The organism is Sphingomonas sp. Xoc002 (genome assembly GCF_050408055.1).
GTDB classification, from domain to species: Bacteria; Pseudomonadota; Alphaproteobacteria; order Sphingomonadales; family Sphingomonadaceae; genus Sphingomonas; species Sphingomonas yabuuchiae.
Genome location: NZ_CP191175.1, coordinates 3,003,405 through 3,019,837, shown reverse-complemented (window position 1 = coordinate 3,019,837; position 16,433 = coordinate 3,003,405). Strand labels below are relative to the sequence as shown.

14 protein-coding genes are annotated in these 16,433 nt (G+C 66.1%); 7 read left to right on the top strand and 7 right to left on the bottom strand.

Annotated elements, in window-relative coordinates:
- Window positions 1-151 precede the first annotated feature (151 nt).
- Both ACQR50_RS13750 and ACQR50_RS13745 read left to right on the top strand, forming a co-directional pair.
- Window positions 152-1,495: a methyl-accepting chemotaxis protein gene (locus ACQR50_RS13750; RefSeq protein ID WP_428968744.1), complete on the top strand. Its 1,344-nt coding sequence runs from the start codon at window positions 152-154 to the stop codon at window positions 1,493-1,495.
- Window positions 1,496-1,818: 323 nt separating this feature from the next.
- On the top strand, window positions 1,819-3,693 hold the full coding sequence (locus ACQR50_RS13745) for a glycoside hydrolase family 35 protein (protein ID WP_428968743.1): 1,875 nt from the start codon (window positions 1,819-1,821) through the stop codon (window positions 3,691-3,693).
- Window positions 3,694-3,847: 154 nt separating this feature from the next.
- On the opposite strand, the gene ACQR50_RS13740 is transcribed toward ACQR50_RS13745, so the two are convergent.
- Window positions 3,848-4,153 carry a hypothetical protein gene (locus tag ACQR50_RS13740; RefSeq protein WP_056431906.1) on the bottom strand — a complete coding sequence of 102 codons (306 nt, stop codon included), beginning with the start codon at window positions 4,151-4,153 and terminating at the stop codon, window positions 3,848-3,850.
- A 134-nt stretch (window positions 4,154-4,287) separates the two neighbouring features.
- Between ACQR50_RS13740 and ACQR50_RS13735 the strand changes: the two genes are divergently transcribed.
- The 3 genes from ACQR50_RS13735 to ACQR50_RS13725 are packed head-to-tail and all read left to right on the top strand — an operon-like array spanning window position 4,288 to window position 6,667.
- Window positions 4,288-5,496 (top strand): trans-sulfuration enzyme family protein, encoded by a 1,209-nt coding sequence (locus ACQR50_RS13735; RefSeq protein WP_184105981.1) that lies wholly within the window; start codon window positions 4,288-4,290, stop codon window positions 5,494-5,496.
- Entirely contained in the window at window positions 5,493-5,891 is a 399-nt protein-coding gene (apaG, locus tag ACQR50_RS13730; protein WP_428968742.1) for a Co2+/Mg2+ efflux protein ApaG, read from the top strand. The genes ACQR50_RS13735 and apaG overlap by 4 nt, the downstream gene beginning before the upstream one ends.
- On the top strand, window positions 5,888-6,667 hold the full coding sequence (locus ACQR50_RS13725) for a LysR family transcriptional regulator (RefSeq protein ID WP_058743821.1): 780 nt from the start codon (window positions 5,888-5,890) through the stop codon (window positions 6,665-6,667). The genes apaG and ACQR50_RS13725 overlap by 4 nt, the downstream gene beginning before the upstream one ends.
- Before the next feature lie 329 nt (window positions 6,668-6,996).
- On the opposite strand, the gene ACQR50_RS13720 is transcribed toward ACQR50_RS13725, so the two are convergent.
- The 5 genes from ACQR50_RS13720 to parE all read right to left on the bottom strand — a co-directional run bounded on the left by ACQR50_RS13720 (window position 6,997) and on the right by parE (window position 13,544).
- On the bottom strand, window positions 6,997-7,911 hold the full coding sequence (locus ACQR50_RS13720; RefSeq protein ID WP_076717274.1) for an Hsp33 family molecular chaperone HslO: 915 nt from the start codon (window positions 7,909-7,911) through the stop codon (window positions 6,997-6,999).
- A gap of 117 nt (window positions 7,912-8,028) precedes the next feature.
- A complete protein-coding gene (argF, locus tag ACQR50_RS13715) occupies window positions 8,029-8,964 on the bottom strand; it encodes an ornithine carbamoyltransferase (RefSeq protein WP_428968741.1) in 936 nt (311 codons plus the stop codon).
- 65 nt (window positions 8,965-9,029) lie between these two features.
- Window positions 9,030-10,220, bottom strand: coding sequence for an aspartate aminotransferase family protein (locus tag ACQR50_RS13710; protein WP_428968740.1), 1,191 nt, complete (start codon window positions 10,218-10,220; stop codon window positions 9,030-9,032).
- 94 nt (window positions 10,221-10,314) lie between these two features.
- Entirely contained in the window at window positions 10,315-11,481 is a 1,167-nt protein-coding gene (locus ACQR50_RS13705; protein WP_428968739.1) for a hypothetical protein, read from the bottom strand.
- 83 nt (window positions 11,482-11,564) lie between these two features.
- On the bottom strand, window positions 11,565-13,544 hold the full coding sequence (parE, locus tag ACQR50_RS13700; RefSeq protein WP_428968738.1) for a DNA topoisomerase IV subunit B: 1,980 nt from the start codon (window positions 13,542-13,544) through the stop codon (window positions 11,565-11,567).
- A gap of 152 nt (window positions 13,545-13,696) precedes the next feature.
- On the opposite strand from parE, the gene ACQR50_RS13695 reads away from it, so the two are divergent.
- Window positions 13,697-14,557, top strand: coding sequence for an outer membrane protein (locus tag ACQR50_RS13695; RefSeq protein WP_428968737.1), 861 nt, complete (start codon window positions 13,697-13,699; stop codon window positions 14,555-14,557).
- A 144-nt stretch (window positions 14,558-14,701) separates the two neighbouring features.
- On the opposite strand, the gene ACQR50_RS13690 is transcribed toward ACQR50_RS13695, so the two are convergent.
- The gene (locus ACQR50_RS13690; RefSeq protein WP_219020718.1) at window positions 14,702-15,361 is read right to left on the bottom strand and encodes a GcrA family cell cycle regulator; all 660 of its coding nucleotides are present in this window, start codon (window positions 15,359-15,361) and stop codon (window positions 14,702-14,704) included.
- A gap of 87 nt (window positions 15,362-15,448) precedes the next feature.
- Between ACQR50_RS13690 and ACQR50_RS13685 the strand changes: the two genes are divergently transcribed.
- The gene (locus tag ACQR50_RS13685) at window positions 15,449-16,300 is read left to right on the top strand and encodes an ABC transporter permease (RefSeq protein ID WP_056431909.1); all 852 of its coding nucleotides are present in this window, start codon (window positions 15,449-15,451) and stop codon (window positions 16,298-16,300) included.
- The last annotated feature ends 133 nt before the right edge of the window (window positions 16,301-16,433 follow it).

The window sequence follows — 16,433 nt, the reverse complement described above, 5'->3', positions numbered from 1 at the left end:
GCCCAAGGCGGACAAATGCTTTTTCGGTAGGCGATGTCCATACGAAACATCCCTAACCGATCCTTCAGACTTGCTCGTTAGGTCAGCACGTCATGGACGGGATTGATGGGCCATACGCCTTCGAGTCCGGACCGCGAGAGACAATGGGCGGATGGCTGCGATGGGTTTGTTCGGCAAGAAGGATGTGAGCCTGGGGGATCGGCTGGCGCTGGCGGTGTTCGAGCATTCGCCCGATGCGATGCTCCTCTTGTCGGACAGCAAGTTCATCGCAGGTAACGCCGCCGTCGAGCGGATCTATCATCGCCGCCTGTCCGAGGTGCTGGGCCATAACCCGCTGGATTTCTCCGCCCCCTGCCAGGCGGATGGCCGCCCGACCGAAACGCATATCGGCGAGCGGGTCGCCCAGGCGCTGCGGGACGGCTTTGCCCGGTTCGAATGGCTCAACCAAGATCCCAAGGGACAGGTGGAGCGCTTCCTCGTCACCCTGATCCCCGCGCAGGTGGTCACGCCGCAGGATGTGCTGGTCCTGATCCAGGATATGGGCGAGACGATGGAGATGGTGAACCTGCTCGGCGACGGGCTGTCGCGTATCGCCAATGGCGACCTGACGCATCGTATCGCCAAGCCGTTCCGTGACGATTACGAACCGCTGCGCCTCCATTTCAACGAGGCCGCGCAGATGCTGGGCGGATCGATCCAGTCGATCGACTCGTCCTCGCGCCGGGTGCAGAGCGCCGCGCTGGAGATCGGCAGGGCGGCGGGCGACCTGTCGCGGCGTACCGAACATCAGGCCGCCTCGCTGGAGGAAACGGCCGCCGCGATGCGCCAGGTGACGACCGCGATTCAGGAAACCGCGCAGTTCGGCAACAAGGCCGCGCAGGTCGCCGCCTCGGCGCAGGAAAATGCGGCGCAGAGCGGCGTCGTGGTGCAGCGCGCGATGGACGCGATGGGCGGGATCGAGCGCACCTCGAACGAAATCTCCGAGATCATCGGGGTGATCGACGGCATCGCCTTCCAGACCAATTTGCTGGCGCTGAACGCGGGCGTCGAGGCGGCGCGCGCGGGTGACGCGGGCAAGGGCTTTGCGGTCGTCGCGTCCGAAGTGCGTGCGCTGGCGCAGCGTTCGGCCGATGCCGCCAAGGATGTGAAGAGCCGCATCGGCGCGTCGGACGCGCAGATCCGCTCGGGCGTGCAGGAGGTCGACGCGGCCGGATCGACGCTGCAACGCATCGCCGCGCAGGTCAGCGAGATGGCCACGCTGATCGGCGACATCGCCAACGCATCCCAGCAACAGGCGAGCAGCGCGTCGCAGATCACGATCGCGATCGGCGATCTCGACTCGGTGACGCAACAGAATGCGGCGATGGTCGAGGAAGCCTCCGCCGCCGCTCGCGAAATGGTCAACGAGGCGAGCGCGATGACCGACCAGGTCGGCCGCTTCCGCCTGGGCAGCCAATCCCCCGCGATGGCGCAGCCCATGTGGAAAGCGGCGTAACCCCCTATTCCTCCCCTGCAAGGGGAGGTGGCAGGCCGAAGGCCTGACGGAGGGGAGTGGCAGGTCGAACCCGCCCCGCGGGTTCGAGGATTGCCGGGCGCAATCCGGCCTGCCACTCGCTCTCGATAAGAGGGACATCCCCTTCACCATGCTGCGCATGGACCCCCTCCCGTTGCAGGGGAGGGACAACTTGGCATCATTCGTCAGACAATTTGACGAACCCCCGTCCCGCATGGCACCCATGATGCCGAAGCGCGGACGGGTGACACGGCATGTCCCGAACCCCGTCTGTGCGAACGCGACGGAATGAACGGGAGAGTGACGTGACGCGAGCGGTTCGATCGACCTTGTGCGCAATTCTGGCGGCGACCGCGCTTTCGCCCCTGGCGGCGCAAAGCACGTCGGCGCAAGGCCCCCTGTCGAATGACGGCCCGGCCAGGACCTTCGAGGTGAAGGGCAAGGGCTTCCTGCGCAACGGCCAGCCGCATCAGGTGATCTCGGGCGAGATGCACTATACCCGCATCCCGCGTGCCTATTGGCGCGACCGGTTGCGCAAGGCCAAGGCGATGGGGCTGAACACCATCACCACCTATTCCTTCTGGAACGCGCATGAGCCGCGTCCGGGCGTCTATGATTTCAGCGGTCAGAACGACATCGTCGCCTTCATTCGCGATGCGCAGGCCGAGGGGCTGGACGTGATCCTGCGCCCCGGCCCCTATGTCTGTGCGGAATGGGAGTTGGGAGGCTATCCGTCCTGGCTGCTGAAGGACCGCAAGCTGGTGCTGCGTTCGACCGATCCGCAATATACCGCCGCCGTCGATCGCTGGCTGATGCGGCTGGGGCAGGAGGTGAAGCCGCTGCTGCTCAAGAATGGCGGGCCGATCGTCGCGGTGCAGCTTGAGAATGAATATGGCGCGTTCGGCAGCGATCAGACCTATTTGCGCGGGCTGGAAGCGATCTACAAGCGCGCGGGGTTTGCCGATGGCATCCTGTTCACCAGCAACCAGGGCGGCGATCTGGCCAAGGGTTCGCTGCCCAACCTGCCTTCGGTCGTCAATTTCGGTTCGGGCGGCGCGCAAAGCTCGGTCGCGAAGCTGGAGGCGTACCGCCCCGAAGGCCTGCGCATGGTCGGCGAATATTGGGCGGGCTGGTTCGACAAATGGGGCGAGGACCATCACGAGACGGACGGCAAGAAAGAGGCCGAGGAAATGGCCTATATGCTCAAGCGCGGCTATTCGATCTCGCTCTACATGGTGCATGGCGGCACCACCTTCGGCTGGATGAACGGCGCGGACTCGCACACCGGCAAGGATTATCATCCCGACACCACCAGCTATGACTATGACGCGCCGATCGATGAGGCGGGCAATCCGCGCTACAAATATGGCCTGATCGCTGCGGCCATCGCCGAGGTGACCGGCAAGCCCGCCGCACCCACCCCTGCGCCGACAGTCGCGACGACCTTCCCGGTATCGGCGGTGCGGCGCAGCGCATCGCTCTGGGACAATCTGCCCGCGCCGGTGCGGGCCGCTCAGCCGAAGACGTTCGAGGAGCTGGACCAGAATTTCGGCTATGTGCTCTACCGGGTCGCCGTCCCTGCGGGGCCTGCGCAGACGCTGACCCTCAAGGGCATGCACAGCTATGCGCAGGTCTATCTGGACAAGGCGCTGGTCGGCACGCTGGACCGGCGACTGGATCAGGAAACGGTCGAACTGCCCGCACGCGCCAAACCCGCGACGCTGGATATCCTGGTCGAGAATACCGGCCGGGTGAATTATTCGCACGCGATCCGCACCGAGCAGGCGGGGCTGACCGGCGCGGTGACGCTGGCGGGGCAGCCGCTCACCGACTGGCAGATGTTCCGCTTGCCGATGGAAAATCTGTCGTCGCTGAAACTGTCGGCCAAGCCGTGCAGCGGTCCCTGCTTCTACGAGGCGGAAATGACCGTTTCGCAGCCCGGCGACACCTATCTCGACATGCGGGGCGCGCATAAGGGGCAGTTGTGGCTGAACGACCATAATCTCGGTCGTTTCTGGAGCATCGGGCCGGTCCACACGCTCTACACGCCCGCGCCGTGGCTGAAGGCCGGGGCGAACCGCATCCTGTTCTTCGATCTGACCGGGGATGCGAGCGACAGGCTGACGACGGTGGCCAAGCCGATCTATGGCAAGGTCACGAACCACCGCGAGGCGCAGTAACCGGCGGCTTGCCCCTCCACCACCGGGCTATGCCCGGCGGTCCCCCTCCCCATCGAAGATGGGGAGGATTTGGGCATCCCATTCCTCCCCAAGCTGTGCTTGGGGAGGGGGACCATCGCGATAGCGATGGTGGAGGGGCCGGACTCCATCCGCCTCAGCGCACCGCCGCCGCCTGGTTGTCGATGACCGCCTCGCGCTGCTCGGGGCTCATCGCGGCGGCATTGACGTCGGCGGCCTTGATCGCGTCGGCGCGGTCCTCGGCATAGTCGCGGGTCTTTTCGGCCTGCTTGTCGAGCATCTTGGCCTGGTTGCGCAGCGCGTCGGCCTGGTCTTCCATGCCGTCGGCGCGGTTGTCGGCAGCCTTTTCGACATTCTCGGCAAGCTTATCGGTGCCCTTGCCGTTGCAGGCGGACAGCGACACCAGGCTGGCGGCCATCAGCAGGCCGATGCGGATCTTCATGACTATTCTCCCTGTTGGATCGGGGGGAATAACCGGATCGGGCGCTTTTCCGTTCCGCTGGCGTAACGCGGACATATCGGGTGCGCGACCGAATATCCTTGAACCCCGCCCCCCGGACCGGCAAATGGACGGGCATGAAGCGCAAGACTGGCCAGGACCGTTCGATCACCTCCCAATGGCGCCCCGCGACGCAGGCCGTGCGCGGCGGCACCGCGCGGTCGGAATATGGCGAAACCTCCGAGGCGCTCTTCCTGACCTCGGGCTATTGCTACGACCGGGCAGGAGACGCGGCGGCACGGTTCGCGGGCGAGCAGGAGGGGATGACCTATTCCCGCCTCCAGAACCCGACCGTCGAGATGCTGGAACAGCGCATCGCCCTGCTCGAAGGCGCCGAGGCGTGCCGGACCATGGCGTCGGGCATGGCGGCGATGACCGCGGTGCTGCTCTGCCAGTTGCAGGCGGGCGACCATCTGGTCGGCGGGCGTGCGGCGTTCGGGTCGTGCCGCTGGCTGACCGACACGCTGCTGCCCAAGTTCGGCATCGCCACCACCGTCGTCGATGCGCGCGACCCGCAGGCGTTCCTGGACGCGGTGCGGCCCGAGACCAAGGTCTTCTTCTTCGAGACGCCCGCCAATCCGACCATGGACGTGGCCGATCTTCAGGCGATCTGCGACATCGCGCGCGAGCGCGGCATCACCACGGTGGTCGACAATGCGTTCGCGACCCCGGCGCTCCAGCGGCCGATGGATTTCGGTGCGGACGTGACCGCCTATTCCGCCACCAAGATGATGGACGGGCAGGGCCGCGTGCTGGCGGGCGCGGTGTGCGGGACCGAGGACTTCATCACCAACACGCTGCTGCCCTTCACCCGCAACACCGGCCCGACCCTGTCGGCGTTCAACGCCTGGGTGGTGCTGAAGGGTCTGGAGACGCTGGACCTGCGCATCCACCGCCAGTCGGAATCGGCGCTGAAGGTCGCGACCTTCCTGGAAGGCCGCGTACCGCGCGTCCTGTGCCCCGCGCTGCCGAGCCATCCGCAGCATGAACTGGCGATGCGCCAGATGAAGGCGGGCGGCAGCATCTTTGCGCTGGAACTCGATGGCGGCCGAGAACAGGCGCATGGCCTGCTCGACGCACTGGCGTTGATCGACATCTCGAACAATATCGGCGACTCGCGCTCGCTGATGACCCATCCCGCCTCGACCACCCATGCCGGTGTCGCCGAGGACAAGCGGATCGAGATGGGCATCGGCGAGGGCATGCTGCGCCTGAATGTCGGGCTGGAGGATGCGGACGACCTGATCGACGATCTCGACCAGGCGCTGCGTGTCGTGGGTCTGTGAAGGCGCTCTTCCCCCATGCGCTGACCACCGGGTCGGTGACGGTCCGCGTGTCGGTCAGCTATTTGCCCGAACAGTCCGAGCCGCAGCGCGGGCGCTGGTTCTGGGCCTATCATGTCCGCATCGAGAATGAGGGCGACCAGCCGGTTCAGCTTCTCACCCGGCGCTGGATCATCACCGATGCGCGCGGTGCGCGGCATTCGGTCGAGGGCGAGGGTGTGGTCGGCGAACAGCCGGTGATCCAGCCGGGCGCATCCTATGACTATGTCTCGGGTTGCCCGCTGGCGACGACCAGCGGCGCGATGCAGGGCAGTTACCGCATGGTCGGCGCGGACGGCGTGACCTTCGACGTGGCCATCCCGCATTTCGCGCTCATCGCCCCGGCGGTGGAGACATGAAGCGGACACACCTGCCGCTCAACGGCCTGCGCGTGCTGGACGCCGCCGCGCGCCATCTGAGCTTCACCCGCGCCGCCGACGAGCTTGCGGTGACCCCGGCGGCGGTCGGGCAGCAGATTCGCGCGCTGGAGGATACGCTGGGCGTCGTCCTGTTCCGCCGCACGACGCGCGGGCTGGAACTGACCCCCGAAGCCGAGGCGGGCCTAGCCCCCTTGCGGGCCGGTTTCCTGCAATTCGAGGATGCCGTGCGCGCCATGCAGGCGGGCCAGTCGTCCAAGTCGCTGACCATCGCCGCCCCGCGCGACGTGACCGAGAAGTGGCTGATGCCGCGTCTCGCCGCCATCGCCGCAAGCGACCCGGACCTGCGTTTCTCGCTGATCGCGTCGGACGAGGGGCTGGACTTCACCGAGGCCAATCTCGACCTCGCCATCCGCTGGGGTGACGGACCCGGCGGACTGGAGGGCGAGGCGATCGAGTCGGACGGGATGATCGCGATCGGTCCCGAAGACGCGCCGCTGATCGCCTGGCCAGGTGCGCCGGAGGAGGGAACGCCGTTGGTGCGTGTGACGGATGCCGGCCTGGCGATCGACGCGGTTGCAGCGGGGCTGGGCCGGGCGATCGTGCCGCAACTGCTGGCCGAGCGCGATCTGGCCGAGGGGCGGGTAGTCGCCACCGGCGAGGCGGTGCCCTCGCGCATGGGCTATTGGCTGGTCGCTCCGCTGCCGCAATGGCGCCAGCAGAAGGTCAAGGCGCTGGTCGAGGCGCTGGGGGGCTAAGGACCACCCAACCCCTTGCGTCACCCCGGCGGAGGCCGGGGCCCAGTTTCCATATCAGTCGTGGTGCACGGTGGCGTCGCATGAGACGCGAGCACACCTCCCACACCACGTGGGGAATCATCTGACCATCACTGCAACTGGGCCCCGGCCTTCGCCGGGGACGTGCTTGTGGTTAGGGGTCAGTACTCTAATTCCTCCCCAAGCAAAGCTTGGGGAGGGGGACCGCCAGCCGGAGGCTGGTGGTGGAGGGGCAGGCTCCCTCGCAGGCCGCTACACCCCTCCGTCAGGGCTTCGCCCTGCCACCTCCCCTTGCAGGGGAGGACCAGACATTACGCCGCCGGTGCGGCGTCGAAGGGCACCGGGAATTTCTTCGCGCAGAAAGCGCAGTCCACCTGGATCAGGCCATCGGCATCCGCCATCTCGCGCCGTTCCTCGACCGAGAACTTCGTGATGACGCTGGCGATATACTCCGCCGAGCAGCGGCAGCCGCGCACGATGGCGGGGCTTTCCGACACGCGGACATTCTGCTCCTCGTTGAACAGCCGCCACACCAAAGTCTCCAGCGGCAGCGCGGCGTCGGCCAGTTCCTCGACCTGCATCGTCTGGCCCAGCGCCTGGACATGCTCCCATTCCGGATGGTCGAGCTTGACGTGCAGCCGCTCGCGGCCTTCCTCGCCCTCGGGCAGGTGCTGGAGGAACAGGCCGCCCGCGACCGTCCGCCCGTCCGGCCCCTTGCTGATCCCGACGCGCAGCAGGCTGGGAATCTGCTCGGACTGGATGAAATAGCTCTCGGCGGCGCTCGACAGCGTGTCGCCGTCCAGCGGCACGATGCCCTGATAGCGTTCGTCGGTCATCGCCAGGTCGAAGGTGATCGCCAGATAACCCTGACCGAACAGCGCGAACAGCGTCGGCTCGGCGGGCAGTTCGGCCAGCCGGTCCTCGTCATACTGGACATAGCCGCGGAGCTCGCCACCGCGATAATCGCACACCAGCAGGCGGATCACGCCGCTGTCGCTGCGCGTCTGGATGGTCAACTGACCGCTGGTGTCCTTCAGCGTGGCGCCCATCAGCGCGGTCAGGGTCAGCGCCTCGGCCAGCAGCCGCTCGATCGCGGGCGGATAGGCGTGCGCCGCCAGAATCTCGTCCAGCACCGGGCCCAGCCGTACCAGCCGCCCGCGCGCATGATGCTCGGGGATGATGAAACCGATCGCGCGGTCGAGGTCGGGCAGGGTGATGTCGGTCATGCTCGTGCCTTTACGCTCCGGAGGGGGCCGGGCGCTATGATGCCAGTGCGGCAGGGAAAAGAGAAAAGGCCGACGAACCCGCCGGCCTTTCCATAGATAGTATGGCCCGGCCTGCGATCAACCGATCTGGCCCCCCACTTGACCAAAGCACCAGCGCAGCACCGATTTCTGCGCATGGAGCCGGTTTTCCGCTTCCGGCCAGATCAGCGACTGCGGGCCGTCGATCACGTCCGAGGTGACTTCCTCGTCGCGATGTGCAGGCAGGCAGTGGAGGAACTTTGCGTCCGGCCTGGCCAGAGCCATGAGGTCGGCATTGACCTGGAACGGCATCATCGCGGCCAACTTTTCCTCGGCATGGGCCTGGCCCATCGAGATCCAGGTGTCGGTGACGACGATGTCCGCCCCCTCGACCGCCGCACGCGGATCGGTGGTGCAGGTCGCGCGACCCTTACCCAGTTCCAGCGTGCCGGGCTCGGGGTGATAGCCGATGGGGCAGGCGGCGACCACGTCGAAGCCGAGCAGCCCGCCCGCCTCGACGATCGAATGCAGCACGTTGTTGCCGTCGCCCAGCCAGGCGACCTTCATGCCGGACAGGGTCTTGCCCGCCTCGATCACGGTCAGCAGGTCGGCCATGATCTGGCACGGATGCGACAAGTCGGTCAGGCCGTTGATGACCGGCACTGATGCGTAATGCGCCATTTCCTCGACCTTGGCATGGTCGTCGGTGCGGATCATGATCGCGTCGGTATAGCCCGACAGGATGCGCGCGGTGTCGGCGATCGTCTCGCCGCGCCCCAACTGCATCGTGCCCGCATCGAGCACGATCGAGGTGCCGCCGAGCTGGCGGATCGCCATGTCGAAGCTGACGCGGGTGCGGGTCGAGTTCTTCTCGAACACCATGGCGAGCACATGGCCCGTCAGCGGCGCATCGGCATCGACGCGGCCCTTGGTGAAACCGGCGCGGGCGGCCTTGCGTACTCTCGCATCGGTCAGAATGGCGGTCACACCCTCGGGACCGGCGTCGGCGAGGTTCAGGAAGTGGCGGATCGTCATGGGTCTATACTCCGTCCCCCGGCGGTTTGCCGCCGCCGGGGTGCCAAAGATCAGTATTTGGGATATCAGTCGTCGGCGGCGGGGACGTAAACGCGCGCGGCGTCCGACAGCTTCGTCGCGAACTCGGCGATGTGGCTCTCGTCGATGACCAGCGGCGGCAGGATGCGGATGACGTTCTCGCCCGCCGCCACCAACAGCAGCCCGTGATGGTCGCGGCAATGCGCCACGAAACGGCGGCTGTCGCTCTTCATCTTCAGACCCTGCATCAGGCCGTGACCGCGAACCTCCTCGAACAGATGGTCGAAGTTCGGAATCATCTGCTCCAGCGTCGAGCGCAGCCGCTGGCCCATCGCCTCGACATGCGCGAGGAAGCCCGGCTCCTGGATCACGTCCAGCACCGCTTCACCGGCCGCCATGGCAAGCGGGTTGCCGCCATAGGTCGAGCCATGGGTGCCCGCGACCATGCCCTTGGCCGCTTCCTCGGTCGCCAAGCACGCGCCCAGCGGAAAGCCGCCGCCGATACCCTTGGCGACCGCCATGATGTCGGGCTTCACGCCGTACAACTCATGCGCGAAGAACTTGCCGGTGCGGCCGTAACCGCACTGCACCTCGTCGAGCACCAGCAGCAGGCCATGCTCGTCGCACGCCTCGCGCAGGCCCTGGAGGAATTCCATGCTGGCGGGACGCAGGCCGCCTTCGCCCTGGATCGGTTCGACCAGGAAACCGGCGGTGTTCTCGTCGATCAGCGCCAGCGCCGCTTCCAGATCGTCGAACGGCGCATAGCCAAAGCCCGGCAGCAGCGGCTCGAACCCGTCGCGCATCTTGGGCTGGTTGGTCGCCGAGATTGCGCCCAGCGTCCGGCCGTGGAACGCGTTGTTGAACGTGATCAGCGTGTGACGCTGCGGATTGCCGTTGGCGAAGTGATAGCGGCGCGCGGTCTTGATCGCGCACTCGACGGCTTCGGCGCCCGAATTGGTGAAGAACACCGTGTCGGCAAAGGTCGAATCGACCAGCCGCTGGGCGAAATGCTCACCCTGCGGGCTGCCGTACAGGTTCGACACATGCATTAGCGTTGCGGCTTGTTTGGCGATCGCGTCCACCAGTTTCGGATGGCCATGGCCCAGCGCGTTCACCGCGATACCGGCGGCGAAGTCCAGATATTGTTCGCCGTCCTCGCCATACAGATAGACGCCCTCGCCTCGGACCGGACGCACCCCGCACCGTGGGTAAACGGGCATCAGGGCGGTGATGGTCACGGGACGTCTCCTTCAAACAGCAAAGGGCGGCACAGGTGGCCGCCCAGTTCGATCATACGGGCTATTGCGTCCTTGCGTCAACGCATCGGGGACGTCAGCTCGCGGTGTCCGCCGTCAGATCGAAGGTGTTCAGTTCCCAGGTCGATGCCCGGCTGCGCATCCGGGAGCCCTTGTAGGCGGCCTGGGGCGCCACGATGCTGAAACGCTCGAGTCGTTGGCCCTTTTCGGGGTCGGCGTCGCTGCGCGGCGTATAACGGCGTAGTGCCAGTTTCTCGCCGACCACCTTGATCCACTGAGCGGGCAGCTTGTCGCTGACATTCTGGGGGGCGATGTCGACGACATGCCCGTCCGGCGTGACCCGATAGCTGAAATCGACGAAGCTGGCTTTCTCCTGCCCCGGGGCGGAGCCGACATGCAGTTCTTCCTGCCGGATCGATGGAGAGAAGACCAACATCTGACGGCCGCTCTGCCCCGGTTCCATTTCCGCGATCACCCGGTCGGCCACGGCCGCGCGATCCTTCTCGTCGGCCAGCTGGATCTGGATCGCCCGAGCGGCATTGCGATAGGGCAGCATTTCGGGCTCGCGGCGGTTCAGGATACGCTCCGCCATGTCCCGTGCGCGCGTCCGATATTCGGGATAGAGCGAACCCAGCGCGCTCTGAAGTACCGCCGAGCGGAGGTAGGACTGCCCCACCAGATTGAAATTGCCAATCTTCTCCGCCTCGCGTGCCACCCAGTCATAATGCTGGAACGCTCCTTCCGCGCGCCCTTCGCGGGCCAGTTCGTCACCCACCTCCAGACGTTGGGCAAGGATGGCGGGGTCGTTCGCGGGCAGCCCTGCACGTAGGGCATAGACCGCGTCGGCGGCGTTGACCCGGGGGTTGATCGGAACGCCGTTCAGCCGGGCCAGGCGGCTGGTGGCGCGGTGGAGATCGGCAACCTCCTTGGGAAGCGCCGAGTCATAACGGCCGTTGCGACCGCGCGACGACAGCAACGTTCGGTAGCTGGCCTCATAATCACCAGTCAGAAACTGCATCTCGGCATAGGCGAGCGACCGGGCGATATCCTCCTTGGGCGGGCATCGGTGTGCCAGGCAATCCGCGAGCGCCTTTCTGGTCGCCGACAGGCTGTCCGCCGTCACGACGACGGTCGGTCCACTGTCGACCGGAATGGGCAGGCTAAACTGCGATTGCAGAAGCAGCGTCAGCAGGATCATCGGACGAATTCCTTCTCCCAGCGTGCCGACGCGGGTCGGCCGCATGATAAACGCCGGATGGGAGAAGAATATTCGTACCGATATCGCCGGTCGTGCAAGTTACAAATTGTGGATCGGGGCACCAATCCTCAGGCGTCGATAACCTCTTCGTCCAGCCGTGCTGCATTTTCCTGGATGAAGGCGAAGCGGTGGGCGGGGTTGTTGCCCATCAGCCGGTCTACCAGGTCCTTGACGCCTGCGCGTTCCTCATATTCCTGGGGCAGGGTGATGCGGATCAGGCTGCGGGTGGCGGGGTCCATCGTGGTCTCGCGCAGCTGGCCGGGGTTCATCTCGCCCAGGCCCTTGAAGCGCGCGACGTCGACCTTCTTGCCCTTGAACGCGGTGCGCTCCAGCTCGGCGCGGTGGGCGTCGTCGCGGGCGTAGAGCGACTTGGCGCCGACCGTCAGGCGATAGAGCGGCGGTTGGGCGAGGTAGAGATGCCCGCGCCGCACCAGATCGGGCATTTCCTGGAAGAAGAAGGTCATCAGCAGCGTGGCGATATGCGCGCCGTCCACGTCGGCGTCGGTCATGATGACGATCTTTTCGTAGCGCAACTGGGTCGGGTCGCAATCCTTGCGCGTGCCGCAGCCCATCGCCAGAGTCAGGTCGGCGATTTCCTGATTTTGCAGGATCTTGGTCGAGGTGGCGCTGGCGACGTTCAGGATCTTGCCGCGGATCGGCAGGATCGCCTGCGTCTTGCGGTCGCGCGCCTGCTTCGCCGAGCCGCCTGCCGAGTCGCCCTCGACGATGAACAGCTCGGTCCCCTCTGGGCTGTCCGCCGAACAGTCGGTCAGCTTGCCGGGCAGGCGCAGCTTGCGGGCCGACGTCGCGGTCTTGCGCTTGACCTCGCGCTCGGCCTTGCGGCGCAGCCGCTCGTCCATGCGGTCGAGCACATAGCCGAGCAGCGCCTTGCCGCGATCCATGTTCGCCGACAGATAATGGTCGAAATGGTCGCGCACCGCCTTTTCGACCAGACCGGCGGCTTCCGGGCTCGTGAGTCGGTCCTTGGTCTGGCTCTGGAATTGCGGTTCGCGGATGAAGACCGAGAGCATCAGTTCGGAGCCGACCATCACGTCGTCGGCGGTGATGTCCTTGGCCTTTTTCTGATTCACCAACTCGCCGAACGCGCGAAGCCCCCGGACCAGTGCCTGGCGCAGGCCCTGTTCGTGCGTGCCGCCGTCGGGGGTCGGGATGGTGTTGCAATACCAGCTATAGCTGCCATCGCTCCAGAGCGGCCAGGCGACCGCCCATTCGACGCGGCCCTGTTCGGCCGGGAAGTCCTGATTGCCCGAAAAGAAATCAGCCGTCGCGCATTCGCGTCCGCCGATCTGCTCCTTCAGATGATCGGCCAGGCCGCCGGGGAACTGGAACACCGCATCGGCGGGCGTATCGTCGGTGATCAGCTCGGCCGCGCAGTGCCAGCGGATTTCGACCCCGGCGAAAAGATACGCCTTGGACCGCACCAGCTTGTGCAGCCGCGCGGGCTTGAAGTGCAGTTCGGGTCCGAAAATCTCGGTATCCGGCGTGAAGGCGACGCTGGTGCCGCGTCGGTTGGGGGCGGCGCCCACCGTCTCCAACGGACCCAGCGTCGCGCCTTTCGCGAAACGCTGGCGATAGAGGATACGCTCGCGCGCCACCTCGACCACCGTGTCGGACGATAGCGCGTTGACCACCGAGATGCCGACGCCGTGCAGGCCGCCGGAGGTCGCATAGGCCTTGCCGGTGAACTTGCCGCCGGAGTGCAGCGTCGACAGGATGACTTCGAGTGCCGACTTGTCGGGGAATTTGGGATGCGGATCGACCGGAATGCCGCGCCCATTGTCGACGATGGTCAGGCGGTTGCCCGGCTCCAGCTTCACCTCGATCCGGGTGGCGTGGCCCGCCACCGCCTCGTCCATCGCATTGTCGAGGACTTCGGCCGCCAGATGATGCAGCGCACGCTCGTCGGTGCCGCCGATATACATGCCCGGGCGGCGACGAACCGGCTCCAGCCCCTCGAGCACCTCGATCGAGGAAGCGTCATAAGCGGGCTGGGAACGGGCGCCGCCCGCGAACAGATCATTGGACATAACGGGAACTATAGGGCTTCCGGCGCGCTTGCGCCAGCTTCGTGGCGCGTTGCGCAAATGCAACAAAGCTTTGCCGATATTCTAACGTGGGATATTTCCACGGGGCCGGACCGTTAGCCCGTTACCTTTATGCCAAGGGTACGGGAGTGATAATGATGAAATTCTGGATGGCGGGGGCCATGGCCTCGGCGCTGATCGCCGCGCCGGCCATGGCGCAGGACGGCACTTATGCAGGTGAGGACGATGCGCCCTTCTCCGGCGTCTATGTCGGCGGCAGCTTCGGCTATGACGTGCAGCCCAATGATGTCGGCTCGCGCTTCCTGTTCGACCGCAACCTGGACGGGCGGTTCGGCGACGTCGTGACGACCGCGACCGGCGCCAACGCCTTCTCGCCGGGCTTCTGCAACGGCCGCGCGCGCAGCGTACTGTCGCCGCAAAATGCCGCCACCGGTTGCAACAACGACAAGGACGGCATTGCCTATTATGGCCGCGTCGGTGCCGACCATCAGGTGGGCAACATCGTGTACGGCGTGGTCGGCGAATTCGGTAAGTCGGAAATCACCGACAGCGTCTCGGCCTTTTCGACCACGCCCGCCTGGTACACGTTCACGCGCAGCATCGACTGGGAAGCCTCGGTCCGCGGTCGCGCCGGTTATGCCGCGAACAACACGCTGTTCTACGGCACGTTCGGCGGCGGCTATGCCCGGATCAACCGCGAGTTCGCGACCTCGAACGGGTCGAACGCCTTTGCCCTCAGCGGCAAGCGCAACCAGTTCGGCTTCCTCGGCGGCGGCGGTATCGAGCAGAAGATCGGGCGCAACTTCTCGATCGGCATGGAATATATGTACCACCAGTACCAGGACGACGACACGCGCGTCCGGGTGACGCAAGGGTCGGCGCCTGCGACCAATCCGTTCGTGCTGGCGCCGAACACCAGCGGCACGGATATCCGGCGGTCGGACGACAAGTTCCGCTGGCACTCGCTGCGCGCGACGGCGGCGTTCCGGTTCTGATGTGAGGGGCGCGCCCCGTCGCTTGAGGCAAGTGGCGGGGCGCGCATTTCGACTTCGCTCTCGCGCGAAGTCGAAGGCCAAGGGAAACCGCGACGAAAAAGCCCGCCGGTCACGAAACCGGCGGGCTTTTTTCTCAGACCCGAATCAGCGGACGCGCGGGCCGCCAAAGGGCAAGGGCGGCGGCGGACGGCGGTCGCGTCGGGGCAGCTGCGCCTGATAGGCATGGCCGCAATGCGCAACACAGTACGGGAAACCCGGATTCACCTTGTCGCCGCAAAAGTGGAAGTCCGGCTCACCCGGATGGCCGATCGGCCATTTGCAGATGCGGTCGTTCAGGTCGAGCAGCGAGGTCTTGCCGGCCATTTCGGGGCTCGGCTTGGCGGGCACCAGACGGCGCGGCGGGGCGGGCGAGGGCGGGGGCTGCTGCTCGCCGGGCGACTGACGGACGAAGCCGCCGGGGCCGACCGACCGCAGGATCGGCTGCGGCTCGCGCGCCTTGGCGGGTTCGGCTTCGATCTCCGTGTCCGGTTCGTCCTCGGCCACGAAAGGCGAAGGCTCGGGCTCGGGTTCCGGTGCGGGCGGGGGCGGCGGCGGAGCAGCCGCGACCACCGGCTCGGCCACAGGAGCCGCGGCGGGCTCATTGGCCTTCACCGGCGACGGGCGCGCCTGCAGGCCCAGGCGGTGCGCCTTGCCGATCACCGCGTTGCGGCTGACTCCGCCCAGTGCTTCGGCGATCTGGCTGGCGGTCTGTCCCGCCTCCCACATCGTCCTGAGCGTATCGATCCGCTCATCGGTCCACGACATTCGAAACCTTTCCTCACTTCATCATCGCAACCGCCAGTCATCGTACCGGGTTGCGGGCGGCCACGGCAACCGTTACGCGCTATGGCGATGAGCAGCCAGCCCCCCCTCGGTGAAATCCACTCGGCGGTGCGTGCCGCCCCCGGTGAGCCCGTCATCCGGAACATCAACTGGGGCGGCCTTCGAACCCTCTATATCAAGGAGGTGCGCCGTTTCTTCAAGGTGCAGCTCCAGACGATCTGGGCGCCGTCGGTCACGACGCTGCTTTACCTCATCATTTTCACCACCGCCCTAGGCGGTCGCCACGCCGTGCCGGTCGCGGGGATGCAGGTGCCGTTCGCCGATTTCATCGCGCCGGGCCTGATCGTGATGGGCATGATGAACAATGCCTTTGCCAATGCCAGCTTTTCGCTGCTGGTCGGCAAGATCCAGGGCACGATCGTCGACTATCTGATGCCGCCGCTCTCCACCGCCGAGCTGCTGGCCGCGCTGGTCGGCGGCGCGGTGACGCGCGCGGTGCTGGTCGGGGTGACGGTATGGGCCGCGATGGCGATCTGGCCGGGAGTGCATGTCACGCCGCACGCGCTGTTCGCGGTGCTGTGGTTCGGCCTGCTGGGCTCGGTCTTTCTGGCGCTGCTGGGCGTGCTGACCTCGATCTGGGCGGAGAAGTTCGACCATGCGGCGGCCGTGACCAATTTCGTCGTCGTGCCGCTGTCGCTGCTGTCCGGCACCTTTTATTCGGTCGATGGCCTCGCCCCGGCGTTCCGCGCGATCAGCCATGCAAACCCGTTCTTCTACGTCATCTCGGGCTTCCGCTATGGTTTCCTGGGCCTTGCCGACTCGCCGGTGACGCTGGGCGGGTTCGTCGTGCTCGGCATCGACATCGTGATGGCGGTCCTGTGTTACGTCCTGCTGCGCAAGGGCTGGAAATTGAAGAACTGAAACGGATCGGCTTTTCCGTTTTTTAACCATCATGCTGCTAGAAGGGGGTTCTGCTTCAGTAGCGGAATTCTCCCTCGCCCGGGTCCTCAGCATGCCCGGTCAGGTCCTTGGCGGGACTGATTTTTCGGTCCCG